At 70.4% G+C, this 22,021-nt stretch carries 22 protein-coding genes; 11 read left to right on the top strand and 11 right to left on the bottom strand.

The genetic code is table 11. The annotated features are described in order from the left end of the window. Positions 1–52: 52 nt before the first annotated feature. Positions 53–1,228: an MFS transporter gene (locus ACQ860_RS13805; protein WP_431303926.1), complete on the bottom strand. Its 1,176-nt coding sequence runs from the start codon at positions 1,226–1,228 to the stop codon at positions 53–55. Beyond that, on the bottom strand, positions 1,225–2,619 hold the full coding sequence (locus ACQ860_RS13800; RefSeq protein ID WP_431303925.1) for an FAD-binding oxidoreductase: 1,395 nt from the start codon (positions 2,617–2,619) through the stop codon (positions 1,225–1,227). The genes ACQ860_RS13805 and ACQ860_RS13800 overlap by 4 nt, the downstream gene beginning before the upstream one ends. Positions 2,620–2,868: 249 nt before the next feature. On the opposite strand from ACQ860_RS13800, the gene ACQ860_RS13795 reads away from it, so the two are divergent. The 4 genes from ACQ860_RS13795 to ACQ860_RS13780 all read left to right on the top strand — a co-directional run bounded on the left by ACQ860_RS13795 (position 2,869) and on the right by ACQ860_RS13780 (position 6,302). Next, positions 2,869–3,123: a hypothetical protein gene (locus ACQ860_RS13795; protein ID WP_431303924.1), complete on the top strand. Its 255-nt coding sequence runs from the start codon at positions 2,869–2,871 to the stop codon at positions 3,121–3,123. Positions 3,124–3,200: 77 nt separating this feature from the next. After that, on the top strand, positions 3,201–3,965 hold the full coding sequence (locus ACQ860_RS13790) for an HpcH/HpaI aldolase family protein (RefSeq protein WP_431303923.1): 765 nt from the start codon (positions 3,201–3,203) through the stop codon (positions 3,963–3,965). Continuing rightward, complete coding sequence (wecB, locus tag ACQ860_RS13785; protein ID WP_431305756.1) at positions 3,962–5,092, top strand: non-hydrolyzing UDP-N-acetylglucosamine 2-epimerase; 1,131 nt, start codon at positions 3,962–3,964, stop codon at positions 5,090–5,092. The genes ACQ860_RS13790 and wecB overlap by 4 nt, the downstream gene beginning before the upstream one ends. 31 nt (positions 5,093–5,123) lie before the next feature. After that, positions 5,124–6,302 carry a CaiB/BaiF CoA transferase family protein gene (locus ACQ860_RS13780; protein WP_431303922.1) on the top strand — a complete coding sequence of 393 codons (1,179 nt, stop codon included), beginning with the start codon at positions 5,124–5,126 and terminating at the stop codon, positions 6,300–6,302. Between the two features lie 121 nt (positions 6,303–6,423). Here the strand turns inward: ACQ860_RS13780 and ACQ860_RS13775 are convergent, their stop codons facing one another. Then, complete coding sequence (locus ACQ860_RS13775) at positions 6,424–7,017, bottom strand: Maf family protein (protein ID WP_431303921.1); 594 nt, start codon at positions 7,015–7,017, stop codon at positions 6,424–6,426. Beyond that, entirely contained in the window at positions 7,014–7,904 is an 891-nt protein-coding gene (locus ACQ860_RS13770) for a pyruvate, water dikinase regulatory protein (RefSeq protein ID WP_431303920.1), read from the bottom strand. The genes ACQ860_RS13775 and ACQ860_RS13770 overlap by 4 nt, the downstream gene beginning before the upstream one ends. A 306-nt stretch (positions 7,905–8,210) precedes the next feature. Between ACQ860_RS13770 and hemE the strand changes: the two genes are divergently transcribed. From hemE to ACQ860_RS13755, 3 genes are read left to right on the top strand one after another with little or no spacing between them, the layout of a single operon-like run. Beyond that, on the top strand, positions 8,211–9,248 hold the full coding sequence (gene hemE, locus ACQ860_RS13765) for a uroporphyrinogen decarboxylase (RefSeq protein WP_431303919.1): 1,038 nt from the start codon (positions 8,211–8,213) through the stop codon (positions 9,246–9,248). Positions 9,249–9,299: 51 nt separating this feature from the next. After that, positions 9,300–10,397 (top strand): ferrochelatase, encoded by a 1,098-nt coding sequence (gene hemH, locus ACQ860_RS13760; protein WP_431303918.1) that lies wholly within the window; start codon positions 9,300–9,302, stop codon positions 10,395–10,397. Further along, entirely contained in the window at positions 10,394–11,008 is a 615-nt protein-coding gene (locus ACQ860_RS13755) for an HAD family hydrolase (RefSeq protein WP_431303917.1), read from the top strand. The genes hemH and ACQ860_RS13755 overlap by 4 nt, the downstream gene beginning before the upstream one ends. Before the next feature lie 154 nt (positions 11,009–11,162). Here the strand turns inward: ACQ860_RS13755 and ACQ860_RS13750 are convergent, their stop codons facing one another. From ACQ860_RS13750 to ACQ860_RS13725, 6 genes are read right to left on the bottom strand one after another with little or no spacing between them, the layout of a single operon-like run. Continuing rightward, positions 11,163–13,721 carry a TIGR02302 family protein gene (locus tag ACQ860_RS13750; protein WP_431303916.1) on the bottom strand — a complete coding sequence of 853 codons (2,559 nt, stop codon included), beginning with the start codon at positions 13,719–13,721 and terminating at the stop codon, positions 11,163–11,165. Further along, positions 13,718–15,067 carry a diaminopimelate decarboxylase gene (lysA, locus tag ACQ860_RS13745; RefSeq protein WP_431303915.1) on the bottom strand — a complete coding sequence of 450 codons (1,350 nt, stop codon included), beginning with the start codon at positions 15,065–15,067 and terminating at the stop codon, positions 13,718–13,720. The genes ACQ860_RS13750 and lysA overlap by 4 nt, the downstream gene beginning before the upstream one ends. Before the next feature lie 38 nt (positions 15,068–15,105). Further along, positions 15,106–16,038, bottom strand: coding sequence for a hypothetical protein (locus ACQ860_RS13740; protein WP_431303914.1), 933 nt, complete (start codon positions 16,036–16,038; stop codon positions 15,106–15,108). 6 nt (positions 16,039–16,044) lie between these two features. Further along, complete coding sequence (locus ACQ860_RS13735) at positions 16,045–17,247, bottom strand: MFS transporter (RefSeq protein WP_431303913.1); 1,203 nt, start codon at positions 17,245–17,247, stop codon at positions 16,045–16,047. Between the two features lie 46 nt (positions 17,248–17,293). Then, positions 17,294–18,469: a UxaA family hydrolase gene (locus tag ACQ860_RS13730; protein WP_431303912.1), complete on the bottom strand. Its 1,176-nt coding sequence runs from the start codon at positions 18,467–18,469 to the stop codon at positions 17,294–17,296. 14 nt (positions 18,470–18,483) lie between these two features. Further along, positions 18,484–18,768, bottom strand: coding sequence for a UxaA family hydrolase (locus ACQ860_RS13725; RefSeq protein ID WP_318649459.1), 285 nt, complete (start codon positions 18,766–18,768; stop codon positions 18,484–18,486). A 78-nt stretch (positions 18,769–18,846) separates the two neighbouring features. On the opposite strand from ACQ860_RS13725, the gene ACQ860_RS13720 reads away from it, so the two are divergent. The 4 genes from ACQ860_RS13720 to ACQ860_RS13705 are packed head-to-tail and all read left to right on the top strand — an operon-like array spanning position 18,847 to position 21,536. Further along, the gene (locus ACQ860_RS13720; RefSeq protein ID WP_431303911.1) at positions 18,847–19,560 is read left to right on the top strand and encodes a GntR family transcriptional regulator; all 714 of its coding nucleotides are present in this window, start codon (positions 18,847–18,849) and stop codon (positions 19,558–19,560) included. 37 nt (positions 19,561–19,597) lie between these two features. Beyond that, positions 19,598–20,473: a branched-chain amino acid aminotransferase gene (locus ACQ860_RS13715; RefSeq protein ID WP_431303910.1), complete on the top strand. Its 876-nt coding sequence runs from the start codon at positions 19,598–19,600 to the stop codon at positions 20,471–20,473. After that, on the top strand, positions 20,470–21,180 hold the full coding sequence (locus ACQ860_RS13710) for an RluA family pseudouridine synthase (protein WP_431303909.1): 711 nt from the start codon (positions 20,470–20,472) through the stop codon (positions 21,178–21,180). The genes ACQ860_RS13715 and ACQ860_RS13710 overlap by 4 nt, the downstream gene beginning before the upstream one ends. Further along, the gene (locus ACQ860_RS13705) at positions 21,165–21,536 is read left to right on the top strand and encodes a hypothetical protein (RefSeq protein ID WP_431303908.1); all 372 of its coding nucleotides are present in this window, start codon (positions 21,165–21,167) and stop codon (positions 21,534–21,536) included. Before ACQ860_RS13710 ends, ACQ860_RS13705 begins: the two co-directional genes overlap by 16 nt. Positions 21,537–21,761: 225 nt before the next feature. Here ACQ860_RS13705 and ACQ860_RS13700 read toward each other — a convergent pair whose 3' ends face one another. Continuing rightward, positions 21,762–22,016 (bottom strand): hypothetical protein, encoded by a 255-nt coding sequence (locus ACQ860_RS13700; protein WP_431303907.1) that lies wholly within the window; start codon positions 22,014–22,016, stop codon positions 21,762–21,764. Positions 22,017–22,021 lie beyond the last annotated feature (5 nt).

Genomic DNA, 22,021 nt, shown 5'->3' with positions numbered 1-22,021 from the left:
TACCGAGAGGATGATTCAGCGTTTCGGCGATACCGCCTCAACGCATCATGCTCTACGCCTTCTGCCAGCGCAGGAAGAGCGCGCAGCCGATCACCAGCGCGGCGGCGAAGGTCAGCAGGGCCGCGGCCACGCCGCCCAGGGCGGCGGCCGCGCCGCTCAGCCCCTGCAGCACGGCCGCGCCGCCGAAGAAGAAGATGTTCTGCGCCGAGAGGGCGCGCCCCGCCTCCTCCGGCCGCACCAGGCTGCGCAGCAGCGCGAAGCAGAGGATCTGGAAGGTGATGCTGGCGCCGAAGAGCACCAGCAGCGCCCCATCCGCCCAGGTCGGGAAGGCCAGCGGGCCGCCCAGCACCAGCAGCGCGATGAAGCCGGCCGCCGCGAGATGGCCGCCCAGCAGCATCCGCCGCAAATGGCCGAAGCGGCCGACCAGCCAGCCCGCGAAGGCCGGGCCCGCCACCAGGGTGAAGGTGCAGAGCAGCAGCAGGTGGCCGGCCTCGATCCGGCCCATGCCCTTGATCTCCATGAGCCAGGGCCCGCCCCACAACCCGCGCACGCCCAGCACCGCGCCGAAGGAGACGAAGGCGATGGCCATCAGCCCGCGCAACCGGGGCGAGGTGGCGAACTGCATCACCTCCCGCGCGTTCCGCCAGATGCTGACGCGCGCCGCCTCGGCCGGGCGCTCATGCTTCACCGTGAGGAAGACGGCGACCATGGCGCCCAGCGCCAGCGCGCCGCAGGCCCAGAAGCCCGCGCGCCAGCCCGAGACCTCGACCAGCCAGGCGAGCGGCGAAGCGGAAAGGATCATCCCCGAATTGCCGAAGCCCTGCACGAGGCCCGCCCAGAGGCCGAATTCGGCCTGGGAGACGCCGCGCGCGGCATAGGTCATCGGGCACATCATCATGCCCGAACAGGCGATGCCGAGGACGATCTGCGCCAGCAGAAGCGTGGCGGCCGAGGGTGCCAGCGCCGCCAGCGCCGAGCCCACCACCGCGATGGCCAGCAGCGTGAGCGCCACCGGCTTCACGCCGTAGCGGTCGAGCCCGACGCCGACCGGGATCATCGCCGCGGCGAAGGCCGCCGGGAAGGCGCTGGTGATGGCCGCCAATGTCTCGGCGCTGATCGCGAGATCGCGCGTCAGCACATCGGTGGCGACGGCGGGCAGGGTGCGGACCGCGTTGGAGAAGACGTGCCCGAGCGTGAGCGCGAGCAGGGGTATCGCGATGGGGTTCAATTCCGAAAGATCTTGCCCGGATTGAGGATGCCCTTGGGGTCCATCGTCGCCTTCAGGCTGCGCATCACGCCGATGGCCTCCATCCCGTGCTCCGCCTCCAGGAATTCGCGCTTGCCGAGGCCGATGCCATGCTCGCCCGAGCAGGTGCCGCCGAGGTCGAGCGCGCGTTGCACGATCTGCCTGTCCAGCGCCCAGGCGCGCTCCATCTCCGCGGCGTTGCCCTCCTCGACGAGGATGATGGTGTGGAAATTGCCGTCGCCGACATGGCCGACGATCGGCGCCTCGAAGCCGCTCGCCTCGATATCGGCCTTCGCACCCAGCAGGGCCTCCGCGAGGCGGGAGATGGGGACGCAGACATCGGTGGTGATGCCGCGCTTGCCGGGGCGATAGGCGATGCCGGCCCAATAGGCGTCATGCCGCGCCTTCCAGAGCTTGTTGCGCGTCTCGGCATCGCGCGCCCAGGCGAAGCCGGAGCCGTTGTGGTCCGCGGTGATGGCCTCCACCGCGCCCGCCTGTTCGGCGACGCCGGCCTCGGTGCCGTGGAACTCCAGGAAGAGCGTGGGGACGGGCGCGTAGCCCTCCAGCCTGGAATAGGCGATGCAGGCGGCCATCTGCACCTCGTCCAGCAGCTCGATCCGCGCCACGGGAATGCCGAGCTGCATGACGGTGATGACGCTGTTCACCGCATCGGCCAGCGTCGGGAACTGGCAGACGGCCGCACTCGTCGCCTCGGGGATGCCGTGCAGGCGCAGGCGGATCTTCGTGATGACGCCGAGCGTGCCCTCGCTGCCGATGAAGAGGCGCGTCAGGTCATAGCCATTGGCGCCCTTGCGCGTGCGCCCGCCCGTGGTGATGACGCGGCCATCGGCCAGGACGACCTCCAGGCCCAGCACGTTCTCGCGGATGGTGCCATATCTCACCGCATTGGTGCCGGAGGCGCGCGTGGCGCACATGCCGCCGATGGTGCAGACCGAGCCGGGGTCCACCGGGAAGAACAGCCCCTGGTCACGCAGGAATTCGTTGAGCTGCTGGCGCGTCACACCCGGCTCGATGCTGCAATCCATGTCCTCGGCGTTCACCTCGAGGATGGCGGTCATGCGGCTGAGGTCGAGGGTGATGCCGGCGCGCACCGGGTTCACATGCCCCTCCAGCGAGGTGCCGGCGCCGAAGGGCGTGACCGGCACGCCGTGCTGGTGGCAGAGCTTCAGGATCTCGCTGACTTCCGCCGTGGTTTCGGCGAAGGCCACGGCATCGGGCAGGGTCGGCGCCGTCGTGTCCTCGCCGCGGCTGTGCTGCTGGCGGATGGCGTCGTTCGTGGTCAGGCGCTCGCCCAGCAGCGGGCGCAGGGCGGCGATGACGGCATCCACAGGTCGCGGCGCGAGGGTGTTCATGGCGTGTCCTTCCGGTAGCGCGCCATCATGCCGCGTTCCGCCGCATTGGGCGATGGTGGGCAGGGGAGGGCTGGGTTGCATCATCGGCCGGGCCGATGGGCGCGATGGGGCGCGTGGCGTTGTCCTTCGCCCGCGGCCCGCACATCCTCAACCCCGTCGAGAGGAGACCACCATGTTGCATCGCATGCTTCCCCTGATGGCGCTGGGCCTGGCGGTTTCGGCTGCGGCGGCGTCACCCTCGCGGCCATTGTGCTCGATCCGCGCTCGACCAGCGATGAGCGGCAGGCCTGGGTCTATGGCGCCAATTTCGGCAATCGCGGGGGCACGCGCAACGTGGTGATCACCTTCGTGGGCCCGGCCGGCACGATCAGCCAGGCCAATGGCCGCTCGGTCTCGCTGCCGGGCGGGACGCTGACCCAGGTGCCGCTGGTGCAATGGCCCAAATCCCTGGGCCAGCCGAGCCTGAGCGACGTCGCTTCCGGCATCCGGATGGAATGCCGCTGAGCCGCGGCGCAGGACTGTCCAGCCGCGCCCTTCCGTCCTAGCCTTCCAGCCATCGCATGCAACGCAGGAGGAAAGCGATGGCGAACAAGGTCAAGGAAGCCTGGAAAGCGGGCCAAGCCGTGGTGAACGGGTGGCTCGCCATCCCCAATGCGTTCAGCGCCGAGATGTACAGCCAGTGCGGCTGGGATTCCGTCACGGTGGACATGCAGCATGGCGTGCAGGACTACCTCTCCTGCGTGTCCTGCTTCCAGGGCATCGCGGCCTCTGGCTCGGGCGCCACGCCGATGGTGCGCGTGCCGTGGAACGAGCCCGGGATCATCGGCAAGGTGCTGGATGCCGGCGCCTATGGCGTGATCTGCCCGATGGTGAACACGCCGCAGGAAGCCGCCAACCTCGTTCAGTACAGCAAGTATCCGCCCGGGGGCACGCGCTCCAACGGGCCGATCCGCGCGGGCGCCTATGGCTCCTCGGGCAATTACCAGGCGACGGCGAATGACGAGATCCTCGTCATCCCGATGATCGAGACCAAGCAGGCGATCGAGAACATCCAGGCCATCCTGGACGTGCCGGGCATTGACGGCATCTATATCGGCCCGTCCGACCTCTCCTTCAGCTACGGCCTGACGCCGAAGCTGGACGTGGAGGACCCCTTCATCCTCAACATCTACGAGATGCTGCTGAAGGAGACGTCAAAGCGTGGCATCGCGGCCGGCCTGCACAACGGCACGCCGGAATACGCGAACCGGATGATCAAGATGGGCTTCAAGCTCGTCACCATCGCGAATGAGGTCGGTCTCATGGTCGGCGCCGCCAAGGCGGCCGTGAAGGTGGCCAAGGGCTGAACGGCGCGAGGCACATCCTCTGCGTCCTCGGGACGCGGCCGGAGGCGGTGAAGATGGCGCCCGTCATCACCGCGCTCCGGGCGCGCCCCTGGGCGCGGGTGAGCGTGCTGAGCACGGGCCAGCATCGGGACATGATCGGCCCGATGCTGGGCATCTTTGGCATCACGCCCGACCTCAGGCTGGACGTGATGCGGCCCGGGCAGAGCCTCTCCGAGCTCACGGCGCGGCTGCTGCAGGGCCTCGATCCGCTGCTGGCGCGCGAGGCGCCGGATCTGGTGCTGGCGCAGGGCGACACGACCACGGTGCTGGCGACCGCGATGGCGAGCTTCCATCGCCGCATCCCCTTCGGCCATGTCGAAGCGGGGCTGCGCACCGGCGACATGGCGTATCCCTTCCCCGAGGAATTCAATCGCGTGGCGGCCGCGCGCATCGCCGCCCTGCATTTCGCGCCGAGCGCGGGCGCGCGGGACAACCTGCTGCGCGAGGGCATCGCGCCCGGGCGCGTGCATGTGACGGGCAACACGGTGATGGATGCGCTGCTGGATGTCGCCGCGCGGCCTGATCTGCCGCCCGGCCATCCGGTGGCGCCTGGCGCGCGCATGATCCTGCTGACCATCCATCGGCGCGAGAATACGGGCGCGGCGCTGGAAGGGATCTGTCGCGCGATCGCGGCCCTGCATGAGCGCTTCGCCGATGTGGAATTCGTCTATCCGATGCACCCCAACCCGGAGCTGCGCGCCGTGGTGCGGCCGCTGCTGGGCCGGCTTTCGCGCGTGCACCTGATCGAGGCGGTGGACTACACGCGCATGGCGGCGCTGCTGAAGCAATGCACGCTGGTGCTGACCGACAGTGGCGGCCTGCAGGAGGAGGCGCCGGCGCTGGGCAAGCCCGTCTTCGTGCTGCGCGCCGAGACCGAGCGGCCGGAATTGGTGGAGGCGGGCTTCGCGCGGCTGGTGGGGCATGAGCCCGATGTGATCATCGCCGCCGTGGCCGGCTTCCTGGACGATCCACGGCCGGGTGGCGGCTTCGCGCGCGGCGCCTCGCCCTATGGCGATGGGCGCGCGGGGGCGCGGATCGCCGATCTCTGCGGGGCGTTCCTTGGCATGGACGCCAGCGCCGGGGCATGATCCGGCGTCGCAAGCTTTCCATGGTGCCTGAATGACCGTCTCGCCGCTCGCCTCGCTCAAGGTCGTCGAATTCACGCATATGGTGATGGGGCCGACGGCGGGCATGGTGCTGGCCGATCTGGGCGCCGATGTCGTGAAGGTGGAGCCGGCCCCGAAGGGGGATTCGACGCGCGCGCTGACCGGCTCGGGCACCGGCTTCTATGCGAGCTTCCAGCGCAACCGCCGCTCGCTCTGCGTGGACATGAAGACGCCGGAGGGGCTGGCGCTGGTGAAGAAGCTCGTGGCGTCGAGCGATGTGCTGATCGAGAATTTCCGCCCTGGCGCGATGGAGAAGCTGGGCCTCGGCTATGCCGCGTTGAGTGCTGAAAACCCGCGGCTGATCTACTGCTCCTGCAAGGGGTTTCTGAACGGCCCCTACCAGCACCGCACCGCGCTGGACGAGGTGGTGCAGATGATGGGCGGCCTCGCCTACATGACCGGGCCCGTGGGGCAGCCGCTGCGCGCCGGCGCCTCGGTCATCGACATCATGGGCGGGCTGTCGGCGGCCATCGCCATTCTTTCCGTCGTCACGGAACGCGCGCAGACCGGGCGGGGGCGTTATGTGGAGGCGGCGCTGTTCGAGACGGTGGCGCTGCTCATGGCGCAGCACATGGCGCAGACGGCCATCACCGGCACGGAACCGCCGCCGATGAGCCGGCGCACGCCGGCCTGGCCGGTCTATGACGTGTTCGATACCTCCGATGGCGGGCAGGTGTTTGTCGGCGTCGTCACCGACACGGCTTGGCCGGCCTTTTGCGACGCCTTCGGGCTTGATGAGCTGAAGGCCGACCCGTCGCTCGCCACCAAGCAGCAACGCGTGGCGCAGCGGGCGCGGACCATTCCGGTCATCGCCGAGGCGCTGCGTCCCTACACCAAGCCGGCGCTGATGGAGAAATGCGAGGCGCTGGGGCTGCCTTATGCGCCGATCGGCAAGCCGGCGGATCTGTTCGAGGACCCGCATCTCAATGCCAGCGGCGGGCTGGTGCCGCTGACGCTGCCGGATGGACGCTCAGTGAAGCTGCCCGCGCTGCCCATCACGCTGGATGGCGAGCGGCCGGGGCTGCGGCATGATCTGGCGCCGCCCGGCGCGCAGAATGACGAGCTCTGCGCGGAGCTTGGGTACTCGGCGGCGGAGGTGGCACGGCTGCGGGAGGCGGGGATTATTGTTTGAGCGAGGGGCTCTGCCCCTCGACCCCGGCAGGGAACTCGTTCCCTGCACCCACATCAGATGAAGGTCCAGGAAACAAGTTTCCTGGTGGGAGAGCACGAGAGGGCAAAGCCCTCTCGTAGGGTCAGGCTTTCACCACCCCCGCATCGCGCAGATAGGCGAGCAACGGCAGCAAGGGCAGCCCCAGGATCGCCGTGTGCTCCCCGCGGATGTCGCGCATGAGCTGGATGCCCATGCCTTCCAGCCGGTAGGCGCCGACGCTGGAGGTGACGAAGCCCCCCTCGCGCGCCAGGTAGTCGTCCAGGAAGGCGTCGGAGAAGTCGCGCATGGCGAGGCGTGGCGTGGCCAGATGGTGCCAGGCGCGCTGGCCGTTCCGCCAGACCACCACCGCCGTCATCAGCTCATGCGCGCGGTTGCGCAGCTTCATCAGGTGGCCGCGGGCGGCGGCGAGGTCGGCCGGCTTGTCGAACCACTCGCCCTCGCAGACCAGGAGCTGGTCGGCACCGATGATGGTCGCCTCGGGGTGGCGGCGGGCGATGCGCGCGGCCTTCGCATCGGCCAGCAGGATGGCGGTGTCCGCCGCGCTCACCCCCTCGGCCTGGGCGCTTTCCTTGATGGCGGCCTCGTCCACCGCGGCGGGCATGGCCTCGAAATCCAGGCCCGCGCCTTCCAGCAGGGCGCGGCGGGAGAGGCTTTGCGAGGCGAGGATGAGTCTCACGAATGGGGCCCCAGAACGGGGGCCGCCGGGTCCTCCGGCGCGGGCGCGGCCTGGGTGCCGCGGCGCTGATGCCAGAGCTCCACCTGCTGCATCACGGTGGCGGCGGTTTCCTCGATGCTGCGGCGGGTCACGTCGATCACCGGCCACCCATGCGCGGCGCAAAGCCGGCGCGCGGCCAGGATCTCCTGCTTCACCGCATCGGGGTCCACATACTCATTCTCACCCACGCGCACCCCGCCGGCCCCGATCAGCTTCAGGCGGTGGCGGCGGATGTCGATGAGCGAGACGGGATCAATGGTGAGGCCCACCACCGGGCAGGGCGGGTTTTCCAGCTCGGGCGGGAGCGGCGCGCCAGGCACGAGCGGGACGTTCGCCGCCTTCACCCCGCGATTGGCCAGGTAGAAGCAGGTGGGCGTCTTGGAGGAGCGGGAGACGCCGACGAGGACGACATCGGCATTCATGATGCCGGCGGTGCCCTGGCCGTCATCATGACTGAGGACGTAGTGCATGGCGTCAATGCGACGGAAATAATCGGCGTCCATCACGTGCTGGGCGGCGCGCTTCTCGGTGGCGCGCAGGCCGATCTCGGCCTGGAGGAGGTCCATGACGGAATCCAGGACGGAGAGGCAGGGCACGCCGAGGCGTCCGCAGGTCTCCTCCAGGGCGTGGCGCAGGCTGCGGTCCACCAGGGTGAAGATGACGGGGCCGGGCTCCTGCTCGATGCCCTCCAGCACGCGGTCCAGGTTCATGCGGCTCCGCACCAGGAACCAGCGGTGCTGGATGACGCCGGCATTGTCGAAGCGGGCGATGGCGGCGCGGGCGATGCTGTTCAGCGTCTCGCCCGTGCTGTCGGAAACCAGGTGCAGGTTGGTGTTTCGGCTGGGCATAGGGCTGTGGATCATTTCGTGCATGGCTGGGCAAAACGGGGATGAAATGCCCGCCAGCAGGATACGCCGGCTGGCAGCGGGGACAAACGGCACATTTCCTCCCGCCGGGGATGAATCCCCGGGCATGCCGTGCGGCCTTGGGACAAGCATCGGCGAAGCGAGGCTGAGCCTGGGTTCGCGGCGGATCGGGCGCACCGGACAAGCCTGTGGATATTTCCGGGACAAGCTGTGTCCCCATGATTCACACCCCCTACAACCTACCACCACCTCTTCTTCTTTTCCTTTTTTCCTGGGATGGTCCTGGGCATGACAGACAAGCCCATTCTCCGAGTGCTCTCCGGCGAGAGCGTCTGGCCCCCTCCGGTCTGGCTCATGCGCCAGGCGGGGCGGCACCTGCCCGAATACCGGGCGACGCGCGGCGTGGCCGGCAGCTTCATGGATCTCTGCCTCAACCCCGAGCTGGCGGCCGAGGTCACGACCCAGCCGGTGCGCCGCTATGGCATGGACGGGGCGATCCTGTTTTCCGACATCCTGATCGTGCCCTGGGCGATGGGCCAGGGGCTGACCTTCGCGGAAGGGGAAGGCCCGCGCCTGCCCCCGATCACGGACCAGGCGGGCGTGGACAGGCTCGACGTGGCGGGCGCGGCGGCGAAGGCGGAGCCGATCATGGAGACGGTGCGCCGCGTGCGGGCCGGCCTCACCAAGGATCATCCGAACACCACGCTGATCGGCTTCGCGGGCTCGCCCTGGACGGTCGCCTGCTACATGGTGGAGGGCAAGGGCGGCGGCGAGTTCAAGCATGCCCGCCGGATGATCCATGACGATCCGGCCCTGTTCGGCGCCCTGGTGGAGAAGCTGGAGGCGGCGACGCTCGCCTATCTGATCGCCCAGGTGGATGCGGGCGCCGAGGCGCTGATGCTGTTCGACAGCTGGGCTGGCCAATTGGCCCCCAATGCCTTCCGCAAATGGGTGATCGCGCCCAACAAGCGGCTGCGCGCGGCGATCAAGGCGGCGCGGCCGAACATCCCGGTGATCGGCTTCCCGCGCCTGGCTGGCCCCATGCTGGCGGAATACGCGGCCGAGACGGGCGTTCAGGCCTGCGGCATGGACACGGCCATGAACCCGGCCTGGGCGGCGGCCAATGTGCCCGGGAACGTGGCGCTCCAGGGCAATCTGGACCCGGAGGTGCTGATCGCGGGCGGGCCGGCCCTGCGGCAGGAGGCGGAAAGCATCCTGGCGGCCATGAAGGGGCGGCCCTTCATCTTCAACCTGGGGCATGGCGTGGAGATCACAACGCCCCCGGAACATGTCGTGGAATTGCTTCAAATCATCCGGGCCGCTTGAAACCCCGCCCGGAGAGGGTATGTGCGGGGTTCGATCCGGGGGTTTGGCTGAATGGCGCGGCGCGTTGCGGTGGTCTTGTTCAATCTGGGTGGGCCTGATGCGCCGGAAAGCGTGCGGCCCTTCCTGGTCAATCTGTTCAGCGACCCCGCCATTTTGCGGGTGCCGGGCTTCGTCCGGCCCTGGCTCGCCAAGCTGATCGCCTGGCGGCGCACCAAGCCCGCGCAGGAAAATTATGCGGTGCTGGGCGGGAAATCCCCGCTGCGCGAGCTGACCGAGGAGCAGGGCCGCAGCCTGGAGGCGGTGCTGCGCGCGCGGGACCCGGGCACGGAATGGCGCAGCTTCGTCGCCATGCGCTACTGGCACCCGATGAGCGACGAGGCGGTGAGCGCCGTGCAGTCCTGGGGGGCGGATGAGGTCCTGCTGGTGCCGCTCTATCCCCAGTTTTCCACGACGACGACGGGTTCCTCCATCACGGCCTGGAACGACGCCTGCGCCAAGGCCGGGCTGCGCGTGCCGACCACGGCGCTCTGCTGCTTCCATGCGGATGAGGGCTATGCGCGCTCCACCGCGCGGATGGTGCAGGAGGCCTATGAGAAGGCGCGGGCCGAACTGCCGGCGGATATTCCCCTGCGCATCCTGTTCTCGGCGCATGGGCTGCCCGAGAGCATCGTGAAGGCGGGCGATCCCTATCAGTGGCAGGTGGAGAGCACGGTGGCGGCCGTGATCGAGCATCTGACGATCCCGGATCTGGATTCCATCGTCTGCTACCAGTCCCGCGTCACGCCGCAGAAATGGATCGGGCCTTCCACCGAGGATGAGATCGAGCGCGCGGCGAAGGAGAAGGTCGCGATCCTGATCAGCCCCATCGCCTTCGTCTCCGAGCATTCGGAGACGCTGGTGGAATTGGACGTGGAATACCGGGAGGAGGCCGAGCATCTCGGCATCCCCGGCTATTTCCGCGTGCCGGCCCAGAACAGCGATGCGGGCTTCATCGAGGCGCTGGCGGATCTCGTGCAGCGCACGCGGGGTTCGGGGCGGGCGCTGTGCAGCTTCGCCGGCGCGCGGCAATGCCCGAAGCAGCATGGGGATTGCCCCCATGCGCGCGCCAAGACCGAGCAGCAGGATGTGAAGCTGGCGAAGGCGGCGTGATCCGGGCCGTCCTTTTCGATTGCGACGGCGTGCTGGCCGACAGCGAGACGCTGTCCAACCGCATCGTGGCGGAGGAGATCACGACGCTGGGCTGGGCGCTGGATGGCCACGCGGCGCAGCGAGAGTTCCTGGGGCTCTCCCTGCCGGACATGCTGCCGATCATCGAGGGGCGCGTGGGACCGGTGCCGGAGGGCTGGGGCCTGGCGCTGAGCCATCGCATCGCGCGGGAGATGGAGATCGGCGTCACGGCCATGCCGGGCGCGCGGGCCGCGCTGGAGGCGGTGGCGGCGGCGGGATTGCCGATGGCGGTGTGTTCCAATTCGGCGCGTGCCGAGCTCGGCATGAAGATGCGGGTGCTGGGCTTCGAGGGGTTTTTCGAGGGCCGCGTGTTCAGCTTCCAGGATGCGGCGCGGCCCAAGCCGGCGCCGGACCTCTATCTTGCGGCGGCCGAGGCCTGCGGCGTGGCGCCAGCGGGTTGCCTGGTGGTGGAGGATAGCGCGACGGGTGTCGCGGCGGGTTTGGCGGCCGGCTGCCGGGTGGTGAGCCTGGTCCCCGGCCTGGGCGTGCCTTTCCTGCCTGATCTGGCCGGCCTCGACACATTGCTGCGCTGACGCTGGTTGGAATTCGCCTTCGCGGGTGCGCGCGCAAAGCGCGCGCCGCGCCCAGACCACCTGTGCCGCTGGCACATCCCGCCGCCGCGCGAAGCCAAGCGGCTGGGTCGTGGCTGCTCGCCGCGACCGCCCGGCACCTGAGGGCACAAGAATATCAGAAGCGCCGCAGCAGCCGGTCGATGTAGTCCAGCTCTTCCGCGGGCCGTTCCCGCTCCGCCCCGCGCCGGCGCAGTTCATCCTGCAGCCGCCGTGTGCGGAGCTGTTCCGCCTCATCCGGCACGCGGGTGTCGCTGCCATTGTCGGCATTGCCGGTGTTTTCGCGGGCGCGGCGGCCGAGGGGGTCGCGGCCTTCGCCGAGCTGCTGCTCGCCATCCTGGCCTTCGCCGCCCATCTCGGTTTCGCCCATGCCGTCTTCCTCGCCCTCGCCTTCCCCCTGGCCCTGGCCGAATTGGCGTTGCATCTGCTGGGCCATCTGCCGGCCGCCTTCCTGCAGGCGGCGCATGGCTTCCTGCTGGGCGGGACGAGCGTCGCGGCCTTCCTGGAGGGCTTCCATCGCCTCGCGCATCGCCTGGTCGGCCTGACCGAGGGCTTCGGGCACTTCGCCGGTCAGGTCGCCCTGCTGCTGCATCAATTCGCCCAATGCGCGCCGAAGGGCGCGCTGGCGGCGGGCCTCGGCCTGGAGCTGGCGCTGCTGTTCCTGCTCGGCCTGTTGCTGCTGCTCGGGCGTGACCTGGCCCGGCTGGCCGGGGCGCTGGTTCCAGGGCTGGGCCAGGCGGCGCTGCTGGGCGGCGCGCTGCTCCTGCTGCTCGGCGCGGCGCTGGCCCTGATCCACCATCTCGCCCTGTCGGCGCACCATGTCCTGCACGGCGCCCATCTGCTGCTGGCCGCGCTCCCGCTGGCGCTGCCGCTCGGGGGATTCGGAGCGGGCGACCCGGCCCTCCTGCAGGGCGCGGAGCATCTCCTCCAGCTCGGCCAGTTCCCGCTGGGCATCCTCCATGCGGTTCTGGCGCGTCGCTTCCTCCATGCGGCGGGTGCGGCGGTCCATGTCGCGCTGGTCGAGCATGCGCTGCTGGGGGTCATAGGGCAGCGCCTCGGCGTTTTCGCGCTGCAGGCGCTCGGCCATGGCTTCGAGGTGGCGGCGGATGGCCTCGCGCAGCTGCTCGATGCGGCGCTCCACCTCGCTGCGCTGCTGCTCGTTCTCGGCCTGGGGGGTGCGCTCCGCCTCGTTCATCGCCTCGCGGAGCTGGCGTTGCGCTTCGGCGAGCGCCCGGGCGGTGCGGGTGTCGCGGCCCTCCTCCAGGGCGAGGGCGGCCTCCCAGAGGAGTTCCTGCACCTCGCCCACCGCCTCCGCGCGGCGGTCACGCTGGAGCTGGCCGCGGGCGGTGCGGAGCGCCAGCAGGGTGCCGGCGTCATGCTCGAAGGCGTCGGGCGCCTGGGTGATGCGGTCCATCTCCCGCATCGCCTCCATGCGGCCGCCGGGGTTGAGGGAGAGGCCCTTGCGGATCTCGATGATGGCCCGGGCGACGGGGTGGTTGAAGCTGCGCTCGGGCAGGATGAGGGTGACCTCCTCCGAGCGGCCCTCCTGCTCCGCGCCGTCGCGGGCGATGAGGCGGAGCTGCACGGGCAGGCCGGCCCAGGGATGCGCCGAGAGGTCGGGCTGGGCCAGGCCGCGCGCCTGCTTCGGCGCGGCGGAGGGGAGCGTCATCTCCAGCGTGATGGGCGCGGCGTCGGGCCGGGCGGCGAGGTGGAATTCGGCGCGCAGCGTCACGACGCCCCAGTCATCCTCGGTCCGCCAGGGCAGGCGCAAGGCGAGGCCGCGGGGCGAACGGACGGGCGCCTCGGTGAAGGCGGCGATGGGCGGTGCATCGGCCTGGACGGCGAGGTTCCAGGTGGCGATCTCCGTCCCCTCGCGCCGGATCGTGATGCGGGCGCCCGCCTGCATGCTCGCCTGGGCGGTGTGGCTGCCGCCGCCCAAAGCCTCGAAGGCGAGGCCGGGCAGGCCGGTGATCTCGGGCAGCGTGGTGCCGAGGCCGCCGGAGAGGGCGATCTGCAGCCGGCTGCCCGCTGGGATGGTGGCGCTGCCGCCCTGGCCGGGCAGGAAGATGGGGGGCGCGCCGGTATAGGCGGGCGGCGTCACCCAGGCCTCGACGCGCAGCGCCGCGGGCGGCGGGGTGCTGCCGAAATGCGGGACCAGGCCACGGGCCAGCAGGGCCGGCGCATCGCCACCGGCGGCGAAGAGCGCGGCGCAGAAGGCGACGAGGATGCCGGCGCGGAAGGCGCGAGGATCGCGCGCGGCGAGGCCCGGGCGCGGCGTGCCGACGCGCAGCCGGGCGATCAGGCGCCGCATGCGCGACTGGTGCGCGGCCCAGAGGGCGAGGCCGTCCGGGTCCTGCGTCGCGGGTTGGTCCTGCAGGGCGGCCAGCGGGCGGTGGGCGAGGCCGGTGGCGCGTTCCAGGCGGCGGTCCACGGCGGCGGCATCGGGGGCGCGGAAGCCGGTGAAGCCGTGCCGCAGTGCTGCGATGAACGCGGCGACGAAGCCCACCAGGATCAGCACATGCGCCCAGCCGGGCAACAGCGCGGGGATGCCGCCGAGCGCGAAGACGCCGAAGAGGCCGAGCGTGCCAAGCGCCGGCCAGAGCGCCGGCCAGAGGGCCTCCCACCACAGCGCGCCCCGGGCGAGGAGGCGCTTGCGGGCGAGGCCGGCCGGCGTCACGTGGCCCAGCCGGAGCGATCGCCCGGCAGGCGCTGGCCCGCCAGGAGCGCCTCATGCGACTGGCGGTCCCGGATGACGGCGAAGCGGTTGCCCTCCACCATCACCTCGGCCGCCAGCGGGCGCGCATTGTAGGTGCTGCTCATGGAGGCACCGTAGGCGCCGGCATCAAGAAAAGTCACCAGCGAATTGGGGGGCAGGGCCGGCAGGTCGCGGCCCTTGGTGAAGGTGTCGCTGCTTTCGCAGACAGGGCCCACCACATCTGCCGGCGAAAGCGGCGCATGGAAGGCCGCCGCCGAGACGGGCAGGATGCCGTGCCAGGCCTCGTACATGGCGGGGCGCAGCAGGTCGTTCATCGCGGCGTCCACGATGACGAAGCGGCGCGTGGTGGCGTGCTTCTCGATGATGACGCGGGCGAGCAGCACGCCAGCCGGGCCGCAGATCCAACGGCCGGGCTCCAGCATGATCTTCACGCCGAGATCGCCGAGGCCGGCCTTGATGGCGCCGGCGAGCGCGGCGGGCGTGCCCGGCGTCTCGTCGCGATAGGGGATGCCGAGGCCGCCGCCGCAATCCACGCGCAGCACCGGGTGGCTGGCGGCGCGCAGCTCCCGCACCAATTGGCCGAGGCGCTGATAGGCGGCGCGGTAGGAGGCCACGCCCTGGGCGATCTGGCTGCCGATATGCACGGTGAGGCCGACGGGATCGAGGCCGGGCAGCGCGCACATCTTCGCATAGAGGGCGGGCGCCATGGCGATGGGCACGCCGAACTTGTTCTCGGTCAGGCCGGTCGTGATCTTGGCGTGGGTCTTGGCGTCCACGTCGGGGTTCACGCGCAGCGCGCAGCGGGCGCGCTTGCCCATGGAGGCGGCGACGGCGCTCAGCATCTCCGCTTCCTCGGCGGATTCGATGTTGAGCTGGAGGATGTCCTCAGCGAGGGCCAGGCGCATCTCGCGCTCGGTCTTGCCGACGCCGGAGAAGACGATGCCGGTGGCCGGCACCCCGGCGGCACGGGCGGCGCGGAGCTCGCCCTCGCTCACCACATCGGCGCCCAGGCCCTCCTGGTGCAGCAGGTTCACGACGGCCAGCGCCGGGTTGGACTTGGTGGCGAAATGGATGGAGGCGTCGAGGCCGGCCTCGGCCAGGGCGGCCTTCAGCGCGCGGGCGCGGCGGCGCAGCGTGGTGGCGGAATAGACCCAGGTGGGCGTGCCCACGACATCGGCGATGCGGGCGAGCGGGACCTCCTCCACCATCAGCCCGGCGATGGGGTCCATGGCCAGCGCGGGGCGCGCGGCGAGGAGGTCGGCGAAGGAGGGGTCGGGGCTGTCGAAGACAGGAGCGGGAGCGGCCATCGCGGTAGATAAGGGGCGGAGGGGGCCCGCGCCAAGGGTCAGGCGCGGGCGGTGAGCTCCCGGAAGGGTCCGGAGGCGGCGGCGAGGTGGCTTTCCCACTGCGGATCGGGCGCCTGACCCTCGGCCCGGCGGCGGAAGGCCTGGAGCATGCAGGCGATGGAGACGGGATCGATCAGCACGGACTTGCCGGCCCAGGCGAAGACCAGCGCGAAGAACAGGCCGCCGCCGCCCCAGCCCCCCGGCAGGGCGCGCGCCACGGGCACGGCCGGAAACAGCATCAGCACGTAGAGCGCCAGGGCAAGAAGGAAGCTCGGCACCATCAGCAGGACGGTGTTGCGCATCAGCGCGCCGGTGTTCTGGGCGTGGAGGAGCAGGCCCTCGCGCGTTGCCGCCCAGGGATTGATGTCGGTGCGGCTGAGGGCGTGGCCGAGGATCACCTCATCCGCCCAGCCGGAGAGGCGGCGCAGCGTGAAGTTCAGGATCCGCAGAAGCTCCTGCACCACGGGCGTCTTGATCAGCCGGCGGGAGAGGCCGTGCAGCAGCTCGCGCATCGCCTCCAGCGCGCCGCGCAGCAGGTCGTCGAGCGCGAGGAGGAGGGCCGGGCTGGTGAACCGCGCCTGGACCAGCGCGGTGGCGTGCGCGATCTGCGCGCGGCCGCCCGGCAGGGCCTGGCCGTCGAGCAGCGCGGTCATGGCCGCGATATGCGCGGCCTTCACATGGAAGAGCATCTCGGGGCGCCGGGCGTGGAGGAGCAGGAAGGTCAGCCCGAAGCCGGCGGCGCCGCCGAGGAAGGTGGTCAGCTCCAGCTCCAGCGCGAAGAGGGTGCCGATCCCCCAGCCGATGCCGGCGCCCAGGCCGGAGAGGGCGACGCAGGCGGCGCAGATGCCGGCGAAGACGAGCAGGCGCAGCATCAGGAAGGGCCAGGTGAGCGCCACGAGGCCCAAGGCGCGCGGGAGCGAGAAATCCCACATCTCAGGTCACCGCCGGAAGAGGATGAGCGTCGAACATGCCTGGAGCAGGGCTGCGGCCACCAGCACCGCCGCACCAGAGCCGGTCAGGTCGCGCAGCAGGCCGAAGGCGCCCGGGGTCAGCGCATAGGTCGCCTGGTTCACGGCGGTGACGAGGGCAACGACGCGACCGACATCGGCGCGCGTGAATTCCGCCTGCGCGATCATGGGCGGGAGCGAGAGCATGTTGCCGACGGTGAGGCCCACCACGACGCAGCCGAGCAGCAGGAGCGGCGCGCTGACATCGAGGGCGGCGAGCAGGATGAGCGTGCCGAGCGTCTGCAGGGCGAAGTTCCAGGCCCCGGCGCGGCGACGATCGGCACCCACGGGCAGCGCCCAGCCCAGCAGCGTGCGGCCGGCGACGGCGCAGAGGGTGATGAGGCTGAGGGCCAGCCCCGCGCCGAAGGCGCCGAGCGTGGGGGAGATGAGCGAAAACAGATGCGCCAGCAGCCCGACCAGCGCGGCGGCGCCCAGGCTGAAGCCGGCGCAGAGCCGCAGGAAGCTCGGCACGCGCCAGATGGCGCGGCCGGGCGGCAGGCTGGGGGCTTCGGCGGCGGCGCGGGGCGCGGGCAGGTCGGGCAGGATGCCGAGGCCCTGCGGGGTGTGGCGCAGGAACAGCAGGGCCAGCGTCACCATCACGGCGAGCGTGGCGATGGCGACGGCCGCGCCGGCCGCCGGGAAGCCCCATTGCGTGATGAGCAGCGCCCAGAGCGGCGCGAAGACCACGCCGCCCATGCTCGCCCCGTTGAAGGCGAGCGCCAGCGCGGCGGGGCGGCGGCCGTCGAACCAGGGGGTGAGCATGGCGTTGATGGAGGCGCCGGAGGTCAGCGCCCAGCCCGCGCCGCTGAAGACGCTGGCCACGAAGATGTGCCAGGGCTGCGTGGCGGACGACCAGCCGACCAGCCCGGCCGCTGTCAGCGTGGCACCCAGCAGCACCACGCGCGTGATGCCAAGGCGCGCTTCCACGGCCGGAAAGCGCGCGACGAGCAGGGCGCCCAGCAGGAAATGCGTGGTGATGGCGGCGGAGATGAGGGAGACGGACCAGCCATGCCGGTCGTGCAGCGCCTCGAGGAAGATGCCCGGGCCATAGAAGCCGATGCCCCAGGCGAAGATGGCGATGGTGAAGGCGGCCCAGACGACGCGCCAGCCGAAATAGGTTGGTTCCGTTCTCACCATGGCCCCCATCCTCCGGGCTGGAGGATGGGGGAATGGTGCCGGATCAGGCGCTCTCGTAAAGGCGCGTGAGCGAGAATTCGCGGTGGCCGAGCAGCTCGGCCGCCGTGAGTTCGCCATCGGCGGTGCGGATCATGCAATCCAGCAGCGCCTCGCCCGCGTCATCCATGTTCATCCGCTTCTGCAGCAGGCCGGTCACGTCCACGTCGATGTGTTCGCTCATGGTGCGCTGCGTGCGCGGATTGGCGGTCAGCTTGATCACCGGCAGGATCGGGTTGCCGATGACATTGCCCTGGCCCGTCGGGAAGAAGTGCACGGCATAGCCCGAGGCCGCGCAGAGCGTGACCATCTCGGCCGCGGCCGAGGAGCTGTCCATGAACCACAGGCCGGGGCCGGTCGGCACCTCGGCCTTGTCCAGCACGCCATCGACCAGGCACTTCTTGCCGATCTTCTGGATGTTGCCCAGTGCCTTTTCCTCGATGGTGGTGAGGCCACCCTCGATGTTGCCCTTGGTGGGCTGGCTGTCCGAGAGGTCGCTCGTCTTGTTCGCCTCGATGACGCCCTGATAGCGGTCGAACATCGCCATGAACTGCTGGCGGATCTCGGGCGTCTTGCAGCGCGCGGCCACCAGGTGCTCACCGCCGGTGAGTTCCGTGGTTTCGCCGAAGACCAGCGTGTGGCCGGCTTCCCAGAGCTTGTCGAAGGCATTGCCGACGGTAGGGCAGGAAGCGAGGCCGGAGGTCGTGTCGCTCTCGCCGCACTTGGTCGAGACCCAGAGTTCCTGGAGCGGGGCCTTCACCTTCCGCAGCTTGGAGGCGTGCTTCACCATCTTATAGGCGGCGCGCGAGGCGTTCATGATGGTGTTGAGATCGCCATTCTGCTCGATGGCGAAGCCTTCCACCGGCTTGCCGCTGGCGGCGATGCCCTCGACGATCTTGCCGGTCCAGCCGGGCTCGATGCCGATGACGATGACGGCGGCGACGTTCGGGTTGCAGCCGGTGCCGATCAGCGTGCGGAAATGCAGCTCGAGGTCGGCGCCGAATTGCAGGCGGCCATAGGCGTGCGGGATCGCCATCGCCCCCTTGATGTTGTTGGCGACCGCTTCGGCGGCGGCGTTGGACAGGTCGTCCACCGGCAGGATGATGACGTGGTTGCGCACGCCCATGCGGCCGTTCTCGCGGCGCCAGCCCTCGAAGGAGGAGCCCTTCAGATTGATTGCCATGTGGCGTCCCTCCCTTACCAGCGCTTCGTCTTGACGTTGTGGACGTGCAGGTGCTCGCCCGGCGCGATGTCGGCGATCGCCTTGCCGATGTCGATGCCGTACTTGATGATCGTGTCGCCCTTCTTGATGGGCTTGATCGCCAGCTTGTGGCCGATCGGGATGTCCGACTTCGCGTCGAACTCGATCATCTTGTCCTGGTCCATGATCCAGCCGTTGATGCGGTTGCTGGCGCTCAGGCCCTCGACCACCACGACCCCCACGGAATCGCCCTCGTCATGCACGACGAAATGGATCGTCATCGCGTTTCCTCCTGTTCAATGAGAGGGACGCTAGGGGCCTCTTGAACCCAAGTCAACTATATGACCTAGATGAGTTGAATGAATATCGAGACACCCCTCTGGCGCCAGGTGCGCGCGGCGATCGTGGCCGAGATCGCGGCCGGCGAATTCCCGCCCGGCACCCCGCTGCCCGCAGAGAAACTGCTGGCCGAGCGCTTTTCCTGCGCGATCGGAACGATCCGCCGCGCGACGGACGGGCTGGTGGCGGAGGGCGTGCTGAGCCGCCAGCAGGGGCGCGGCACCTTCGTGGCGCAGCACACGCCGGAGCGGCTGTTCCGCTTCTTCCACCTGCGCCGCCCGGATGGTGCGCCCGAACTTCCGCGCACCGAATTCCTGGATTTTGCCGAGCGCCGGGCGGACCGCGCGCAGGCGGCCGCACTCGGCACGGAACGCGAGGCGCCGCTGCTGCGCGCGCGGCATTTGCAGCATCTGGGCGGGCGGCCCGCCATGCTGGAGACGCTGTTCCTGCCGGCCGCGCTTTTCCCGGGGCTGGATGGCGCGCGCTTCAGCGGCCGGCCGGGCACGGTCTATGATCTCTACCAACGCGAATTCGGCATCAGCGTCACGCGCATCGATGAGCAGTTGCGCGCGGCCATGCCCGCGACGCGCGTCGCGGCGCGGCTCGGTCTGCGCGCCAAGGAGCCAGCCCTGTTCATCCAGCGCATCGCCTATGCGGTGGACGGGAAACCCGTGGAATTGCGCCTGGCCTGGGCCGATACGCGGGAATTGGCCTACTTCAACAGCCGGGCCTGACGTGGCAAAATCGGCGCTTCAGCATGGAGTGCGGATCATGGCCGGCGTGTACTGGTACAAGGGCGAATGGACGACCGAGGAGCCCAAGATCATCGGGCCGATGGACCATTGCTTCTGGCTGGGCTCCGTCATCTTCGACGGCGCGCGCTCCATCACCGGCTGGGCGCCCGACCTCGACCGCCATTGCGCCCGCGCGGTGCGCTCGGCCGAGGTGATGGGGATGAAGCCCAGCATGACCGCCGCCGAGATCCAGGCGCTGTGCGAGGAGGGCATCCGCCGCATGGGCGCGGCGGCGACGCTCTACATCCGGCCCATGTTCTTCATCCGCCAGGGGCTTGGCGCGGCGCGGCCCGACCCCGACAGCACGGATTTCATCCTCTCGCTCTATGACACGCCGCTGCCCGCCTGGGCCGGCTTCTCGGCGATGCTCACACCCTTCCGCAAGCCCGCCACCGACATGGCGCCGACCGATGCGAAGGCTGCCTGCCTCTACCCGAATGGCGCGCGCGCGACGGCCTGGGCGGTGGAGCGCGGCCATGACATGGCGGTGATGAGCGACGTGGCCGGCAACATCGCGGAGTTCGCCAGCTCCAACCTCTGGTTCGCCAAGGATGGCGTGGTGGTCACACCCGCGGTGAACCACACTTTCCTCAATGGCATCACGCGCCAGCGCGTCCTCGCCCTGTTCCGCGAGGCCGGCGTGCCGGTGGAAGAGCGCGCGGTGCGCCCGGAGGAGCTGGAGACGGCGGACGAGATCTTCTCCACCGGCAACTACGCGAAGGTGCAGCCCGTCATCCGCTACAATGGCCGTGACATGCAGATCGGCCCCTTCGCGACCAAGGCGCGGGAGCTGTATTTCGCCTGGATGCGCGCGCAGCCGCGCGTGGTGAGCGAGGCGGCCGCGGCGGAGTGATCCGCCGGCGCCAGCCCCGGGCACTGACGCCGGGGCGGCCGGCGGCCCCGGCACCGCTCACGCCGGATATCCAGGCGCGCATCCTGCACCAGGATGCGGAGGTGCTGGTGCTGGACAAGCCGGCCGGGCTGCCGGTGCATCGCGGCCCGCGCGGCGGCGCCTCGCTGGAGGATTGGCTGCCGGCGCTGCGCCAGGGCAAGCGGCATCTGCCGCAGCCGGCGCATCGGCTGGATGCGGATACGGCGGGCTGCCTGGCGCTGGGCCGCACCAAGCCGGCCATCGCCGCGCTGAACAAGCTGTTCGCCGAGGGGCAGGCGCGCAAGACCTATTGGGCCGTGCTGGTCTCGTCGCCGCCCGGCGAGAGCGGCGTCTGCGAGGCGCCCTTGCTGAAGGTCAGCAGCGCCGCGGCGGGCTGGCGCATGGTGGTGGATACGGCGGGCCAGGCGGCACGCACGGAATGGCGCGTGCTGGGGCGCGCGGGCGCGCTGACGGCGGTGGAGCTTTCGCCGCGCACCGGGCGCACGCACCAGCTCCGCGCGCATATGGCGCATCTGGGCTGCCCGATCCTGGGCGATGCGCGCTATGGGGGCGGCGGGGGGGCGATGCATCTGCTGGCACGCGCGCTGGCGCTGCCCGGGATTGTCGCGGTGGAGGCGCCGATCCCCGCTCACATGCGGGAGGCGCTGGCGCGATGCGGAATCTCCTGATCCTGATCACCACGGCCCCGTTGCTGATGGCGCAGGGCCTGCCCCGCCCCTATTGCGGCTATGGCGAGGGCCTGGCCGCGCTGCGCGAGGTGGCGCGCGAGGCCGCGCTTCCCGTCCCCGGCATCCTGGAAGGCCGCGCGCGGGGCGAGGCGGTGCTGCGGTCGCTGTCCGGGGCCGCCACCACCTTCACGGCCTGCGGCTGCCCGCGCCTCGTGGAACTCACGCGCGAGGCCGAGCGCGTGGCGCAGAGCGCGCCCTCCGAGGCGAGCATCGCGCGGCTCAGCCAGGTCTTCGGCCAGGTGGCGTTCCGCACGCAATTGGCGCAGGAGCAGTCGGAGCGGGCGGGGTGTCGCTAGAGCATGATCCGCGAAGGCCGCAGGCCGAAGCGGTGAATCATTCTCTCGGTGAAGCCTGCATGATCCGCGAAGGTCGCAGGCCGGAGTGGTAAATCATTCTCTCGGTGAAGCCTGCATGATCCGCGAAGGTCGCAGGCCGGAGTGGTAAATCATTCTCTCGGTGAAGCCTGCATGATCCGCGAAGGTCGCAGGCCGGAGCGGTGAGTCACCCTCCCGGCGCGCCGGTCAGCGCCAGCCCGCGATCTCGCGGCATTGGCGGCGGGCGTCGGGGATGATCTGCTCGAGCGCGGCGATCGTCGCGGCCCCTGCGTCATTCGCCTGGCCGACGAGGCAGGTGCAATAGGTCATCCGCACGAGGGGCGGCGCGGACTGGTTCGCGCTGTCGTCCATGCAGCGACGGATCCAGTCGGCCGCATCCGGCAGCTGTGCGACGGCGGGCGCGGCAAGAAGGAGCAGGGCGGCGAAGGTGGGGAAGCGCATGCGGG

The sequence above is a fragment of the Sediminicoccus sp. BL-A-41-H5 genome (assembly GCF_050632405.1).
In the GTDB taxonomy this organism is placed as follows: domain Bacteria; phylum Pseudomonadota; class Alphaproteobacteria; order Acetobacterales; family Acetobacteraceae; genus Roseococcus.
This window is presented reverse-complemented; position numbering and strand designations above follow the sequence as displayed.